Source organism: Sulfuricurvum sp. MLSB, assembly GCF_000747095.1.
In the GTDB taxonomy this organism is placed as follows: Bacteria; Campylobacterota; Campylobacteria; order Campylobacterales; family Sulfurimonadaceae; genus Sulfuricurvum.
In genome coordinates this window covers 1-5,874 of the sequence record NZ_JQGL01000010.1, presented here as the reverse complement: position 1 = coordinate 5,874, position 5,874 = coordinate 1, and the positions used below count along the sequence as shown (strand labels likewise).

General features: G+C 45.4%; 5 protein-coding genes and 1 pseudogene. All 6 read right to left on the bottom strand.

Going from position 1 to position 5,874, the window contains the following annotated elements; all coding sequences use genetic code 11:
- Positions 1-311: pseudogene (locus JU82_RS00895) on the bottom strand (glycosyl transferase); the annotation flags it as partial.
- The gene (locus tag JU82_RS00890; protein ID WP_037945631.1) at positions 308-1,417 is read right to left on the bottom strand and encodes a glycosyltransferase family 4 protein; all 1,110 of its coding nucleotides are present in this window, start codon (positions 1,415-1,417) and stop codon (positions 308-310) included. The pseudogene JU82_RS00895 and the gene JU82_RS00890, both read right to left, overlap by 4 nt.
- Positions 1,414-2,523 carry a glycosyltransferase family 1 protein gene (locus tag JU82_RS00885; RefSeq protein WP_037945629.1) on the bottom strand — a complete coding sequence of 370 codons (1,110 nt, stop codon included), beginning with the start codon at positions 2,521-2,523 and terminating at the stop codon, positions 1,414-1,416. Before JU82_RS00885 ends, JU82_RS00890 begins: the two co-directional genes overlap by 4 nt.
- The gene (locus tag JU82_RS00880) at positions 2,513-3,412 is read right to left on the bottom strand and encodes a GDP-mannose 4,6-dehydratase (protein ID WP_037945628.1); all 900 of its coding nucleotides are present in this window, start codon (positions 3,410-3,412) and stop codon (positions 2,513-2,515) included. The genes JU82_RS00885 and JU82_RS00880 overlap by 11 nt, the downstream gene beginning before the upstream one ends.
- Positions 3,390-4,424 (bottom strand): GDP-mannose 4,6-dehydratase, encoded by a 1,035-nt coding sequence (gene gmd, locus JU82_RS00875; protein ID WP_037945627.1) that lies wholly within the window; start codon positions 4,422-4,424, stop codon positions 3,390-3,392. Before gmd ends, JU82_RS00880 begins: the two co-directional genes overlap by 23 nt.
- Positions 4,425-4,550: 126 nt before the next feature.
- On the bottom strand, positions 4,551-5,750 hold the full coding sequence (gene metK / locus JU82_RS00870; RefSeq protein ID WP_037945626.1) for a methionine adenosyltransferase: 1,200 nt from the start codon (positions 5,748-5,750) through the stop codon (positions 4,551-4,553).
- Positions 5,751-5,874 lie beyond the last annotated feature (124 nt).

Here is a 5,874-nt window from a genome sequence, read left to right as displayed (position 1 = left end):
TCTTCTGCCTGCTTCGTCATAGCCAATACTGACAAAATAACGACAGCCGACAAAAAAAGTCCCTTGATTATCCGTTCGAGTTCCTGCCAAAAATCATATCGTTTGCGATAAATACCTAAAAAATAAAACGTTACGAACGTTACGACATATACCAGCCAAAACTGTAAATAATACAATACATTTGCCGGCGCTGATAAATCAAAATACGGCTCCAATAGCTGACGCGTGAAAAACGCCAGGATGATGCTAAAAAACAATCCAATCCCGTCGGCAAGAACCAATGTTAACCTAGATACTGGTTCTTTCATCATTTTTTACCCTCGTAATTCAAATTTTTTTGCACAAAATCCTGAAACTCTTTTTGAAACCGTTGCGACCCAAACCGTATCGCATTGTCTCGAATTTTTACCGCATTCCAAGATAGAATTTCAAACCGTCTAATCGCATCGCGTAAACTTTCGATATTTTGCGTATCGAAAAAGACTCCGCTGACACCATCAACAACCGTCTCCAATGCACCACCTTTGGCCAAGGCTATAACGGGTGTTCCGCACGCTTGTGCTTCTAGCGGGGCGATGCCGAAATCTTCCTCTGCGGCAAAAACAAACGCACGAGCCCGCTGCATATGATTACGCAATACCTCAAACGTTTGATAGCCCATTAACGTCACATTTGCTCCCGCTTTCGCTTTGATTTTGTCAAAATCAGGTCCGGTCCCTATAACGATCAGCTTTTTATCGGGCATTGCCGCAAACGCTTCGACGATCAGATCGATTTTTTTGTACGGAACCATTCGTGATGCGGTCAGGTAAAAATCCTCTTTATGCTCGCCTATTTCAAAGGCTTGAATATCGACAGGCGGGTAAATAACCGTCGATTTTCGACGATATACTTTCCAGATGCGTCGCGCGATAAACTCGGAAATGGCAATAAACTCATCCACTCCATTGGCGGTACGCATATCCCATACTCGTATCTTATGGAGCATATAGCGGACCAGCCAGCCTTTAAGCCCATATCCAAGGCCGCTTTCCCGCAAATATTGATGTTGTAGATCCCATGCATAGCGGATGGGTGAATAGCACAAACAAAGATGGCGTTGATCAGGACCCGTTATCACCCCTTTGGCTACCGCGTGAGAGCTTGAGATGACGAGATCATATCCGGACAGGTCAAACTGTTCTATGGCCAGAGGCATCAACGGCAGATAATGACGATACTTGGATTTTGCAAAAGGAAGTTTCTGGATCATACTCGTTGTGATTTTATGCCCTTTTAAAAAACCGCGATCTTTTTCGGGTAAAAAATCAACTATTGTGAAAATATCCGCATGCGGATATACAGCCAGAATCTGTTCTAACGTCTTTTCCGCTCCTGCATATACAGTAAGCCAATCGTGGATAATCGCGATTTTCATCCCTTTAGCACCTTGTCAAATACTGCTTGATGTTCCCGTGCGCTTTTTTCCCAATGGAACTCTTTTGCCCGAATCAACCCTTTCGTCGTAAGTTCTTTTTGCAATGCGGCATCACCGAGTACTTTTACCATACCTTGCGTAATCGATTTAACATCCAATGGATCGATATAGTACACGGCATCGGCACATACTTCCGGTAAGGTTGAAGCACTTGAAACAATCACAGGCGTTCCGCAGGCCATCGCTTCCAGAGGAGGAATCCCGAACCCTTCATATATAGACGGATAGATAAATAGACTCGCTTGAGTATAAAGTTTGGCCAGTTCATCGTCACTGACATAGCCGGTATACTTCACCCACTGACTGAGGCTCTTTATCTCATCGACAATGTCCTGATTGTTCCAGCCCGGAGCACCGACTAAAATCAAATGGTACTCGTCTTTGAAATTTCTGTCCAGTTTGGCGTAGGCACTCAAAAGATTTTTAAGATTTTTACGCGGCTCGATACTTCCGACAGCCAAAATATATTTTTGAGCCGGTTTTTTATCGTCTTTCCGGGGATAAAAAACCGTATGATCAATCCCGTGATAGATGACAGTAACTTTTTCCGGGGCAATACCTGCCCGCTCGATAATCTCACGTTTGGTGAAATGAGAACCCGTGATGATATGATTGCATTGCTGTATCGATGTGTAAAAATATTTCCGAAAATACTTTACACGCTCGCTCGGCTGAAATTCAGGATAGATCTCCCATGAAAAATCATGCACGGTTGCAACAATTTTTGCCGCTTTAATGCTGTGGTTTGGAATAAAGTTAGGCTGCCAGTAGAGATCGTAACGAGGTGATATGATCCCTGCGAATCGAAACATTATACTACGAATGATCGATTTGACAAGAGGATTTTTGACGATCCATGCCCGAAGCGATTTTCTTCCTTGAGCCTTAGCCGGTGTCATGAGTTGATCAGATACGTAGCCATAAAAATAGTCGATCCGGTAACTTCCCGTCTTGGAAAGCTCTCGCGCATTTTCATAAGTGTAGCGCCCTATCCCCGTCAGAGGGCCCAAAAGTGCAAGAGCATCAATAATAATTCTAGGCTTCATACATGCTCAACAAAGTATCTCTGATGGTTATCGGCTGCATCTCACCGATCAGAGTGTTTTGTTTTGCTACCGATCCGACCAGCCGTTTGATTTCATCGACCCGCACAAAAGCCGGATTGACAGCCACCTCAATCTCATACTTTGCTATTTCGTTCATCATATCTATCACACTGAGCAAGGATACTCCCCGGCCGCTACACAGGTTAAGTGTTTCGCCCTGCGCATCGCTTACCAAGAGTTTGGCATAGATTTCACTGACATCGCGGATATCATTAAACTCCCGCTCAACATGAAGATTTCCAAGCTCGATACGGCTTTTGCGTTCTTTAAAATGGTTGACGATTTTAGGGATCAAGAAATGCCCCTCTTGCCCGGGACCCGTATAATTAAACGGGCGCGTAATAATGATCGGGAGTTTCGATCTATAGTTCGAGGCCATCTGTTCCATTGCGAGCTTGCTGCATCCGTAATGATTGACCGGACGAGGGCACATTGACTCATCAAGCACTTCGCGCCCTTGGTCACCGTACACGGTAGCGCTACTGGCCAAAATGACTTTTTTCGGTGTTTCTTCTAATTCGGCGAGAGCATCAAGGAGATAACACGTCCCAACGACATTGACATCATAAAAAAGAGCAGGATTGGACTCTCCGACAAACGAGATCGCTGCCAGATGAATCACATGAGTCGGCTGAATCTGCTCGACTACCTTTTTGATCGCTTCACGATCGCGTAAATCGCATTTAAAATGGTTTTGTTCTTTCGGCTCATCAATACTGGTGCCATAAACCTCATACCCCAAATCGGCAAGCCGTTTAGCGAGGTAATGGCCGGTAAAACCAGCTATACCGGTTATCAGAAGTCGATTAGAACGAGAAACCGGATTCATTGCGTCTCAAGTCTTCTTTTACCATCATGGCGCATAACGCTTCGAGAGTTGTTTTCGGTTCCCATCCCAACTCTTTTTTCGCTTTTTCAGGATTTCCGATTAACAGATCCACTTCTGCCGGACGGTAAAACTTTGGATTCACACGGACAACGACTTGCCCTGTAGCGACATCCGTCGCTATCTCATTTTCATCTTTACCGCTGAATGCAAGGTCTATCCCAGCCGCTTTGAACGCCATAGTCACGAAATCGCGTACGGTCTCGGTGCGGTTCGTTGCCAGAACATACGTATCGGGCTTATCGGCTTGGAGCATCAGATACATCCCTTCAACATACTCTTTGGCAAATCCCCAGTCACGTTTGGCATCCATGTTGCCAAGTTCCAAGCAATCAAGCTTGCCGAGTTTAATTTTGGCAACGCTATCGGTGATCTTGCGCGTCACGAATTCCCGCCCACGCAGCGGTGATTCATGGTTAAACAGTATTCCGCTGCAGCCGAAAATATTATATGACTCACGGTAGTTGATCACCATCCAATGCGCGTAAAGCTTGGCAATACCGTAAGGACTGCGCGGATAAAGAGGAGTACGTTCGGTCTGAGGGATTTCCTGCACCAAACCGAACATTTCGGAAGTAGACGCCTGATAAAAACGAATTTTAGGATTCACGATACGAATCGCTTCGAGCAAATGAACGCACCCCAATCCCGTAATATGCGCCGTAGCAAGCGGCTGATCGAACGATACCCCGACGAAACTTTGTGCCGCAAGATTATAAATCTCGTCAGGCTGAATTTCCATGACCATGCGGATACTGTTGGATGCATCGGTAAGATCGTATTCGATCAGATGGAGGTTCGGGTGCTTTTCGATCCCGAGCTCTTCGATCCGCCAGAAATTCACGGATGCCGTACGACGATAGGTCCCATATACCTCATATCCTTTTTCGAGCAGAAGCTCTGCCAGATAGGCGCCGTCTTGCCCTGTGATTCCTGTTACGATGGCTTTTTTCATAAAATTGTTAACTCCATTTTCAAGTATTTATATTTTAATACAAATTCATTTTAAGCGACATTAAATTATATACATCACTTATTGAACAAACTTAAAACTTTTACATCTACAAACTCTTCTTTTAGCTTAACGCAGTGCTTCAAATTTATCCAGCTGATCCAGTTTTTCCCATGGGTAATCGCTCTGTCCTACTTGACCGCGGCTTGCGACATCGGCATACAAAAAAGTCTCTTCGCTAGGGTGATCGAGATCAAATTTACGCGTAATCCAGTTGGGAGTCAACGGGAAGTTTTCATGAACGAACGTCGAGAGGATATCATCATCCAAACCCTCTATGCACGTGCCGCATGTATCAACGGCGACAGAAGTCGGTTTCGCAACTCCGATGGCATAGGAGATTTGAACAATTGCTTTTTTAGCCAAACCGGCGGCAACAATATGCTTCGCCAGCCATCGCCCGGCATATAGTCCGGAACGGTCAACCTTGGTATAGTCCTTTGAGCTTTGGGCGCCCCCTCCGATAGGAGCATAGCCGCCGAAACTGTCGACGATCAGCTTGCGTCCGGTAAGGCCACTGTCATGCAAGCTCGAGTGGGAGACATACTTTCCGGTCGGATTGATATGGATAACGCACTCTTTGGGATCAAACAGCTGTGTTGGCAAGCCTGTATCGAGGATAAGCTCCATAATGAGTTCACGTACTTGCTCGATGTTCATGCTACTGACACAAGGGGCAGAAACAACGATTGTATGGATTTTCTGAGGATGACAGTTTTCAAAATTCTCTTTTTTACCGTAATCCATAGTAACTTGCGTCTTGATGTCAACACCGAGTTTGTGAGGATGGTTAAGAGCATAATGGTAGACTTTTTCCATCAGCATACGCGCGTAGGTGATGGCGCTTGGCATATAGTTGGCAGTTTCACTGTCGGCATATCCGAACATGATCCCCTGATCTCCGGCACCAGTTTCACCGCCTTCCTGATCAACTCCCTGATTGATATCAGGGCTTTGACGGTTCAGAAGGACCTGCACTTCCACATCATCGGGATACAGGCATTCAGCACGGGTAAAATTCGGATTGCCGTCGTAGCCGATTTTTTTGAGGGCATCAATGGCGATTTGTTTATACTCATCAGTCGACAGTTGGACGTTTGAAGTGACTTCGCCGCCGATGACGACATGTCGACCGGCAACAAAAACCTCACTGGCGACACGACTTTTCGGATCTCCTATGATAAGGCGGTCAACGATACTGTCCGCAATAATGTCTGCGCATTTGTCCGGGTGACCGGGACTGACTACTTCACTGGTAAATAAATACATTAAATCATGCTCCTTGAAAAATACCCAATCTTTTTTTGGGCTTATAATCCCTCGACACCTCATATGTCCCCATTGCTTAAGAACTACTCAATTGTTTAACCCTCTATGAAACTTTGCAATGCTG

Bases quoted from the DNA above. Each gene is read 5' to 3' on its own strand.
- metK (WP_037945626.1), bottom strand. From the start codon at position 5,750: ATGTATTTATTTACCAGTGAAGTAGTCAGTCCCGGTCACCCGGACAAA.
- JU82_RS00885 (WP_037945629.1), bottom strand. From the start codon at position 2,523: ATGAAGCCTAGAATTATTATTGATGCTCTTGCACTTTTGGGCCCTCTG.
- JU82_RS00880 (WP_037945628.1), bottom strand. From the start codon at position 3,412: ATGAATCCGGTTTCTCGTTCTAATCGACTTCTGATAACCGGTATAGCT.
- gmd (WP_037945627.1), bottom strand. From the start codon at position 4,424: ATGAAAAAAGCCATCGTAACAGGAATCACAGGGCAAGACGGCGCCTAT.
- JU82_RS00890 (WP_037945631.1), bottom strand. From the start codon at position 1,417: ATGAAAATCGCGATTATCCACGATTGGCTTACTGTATATGCAGGAGCG.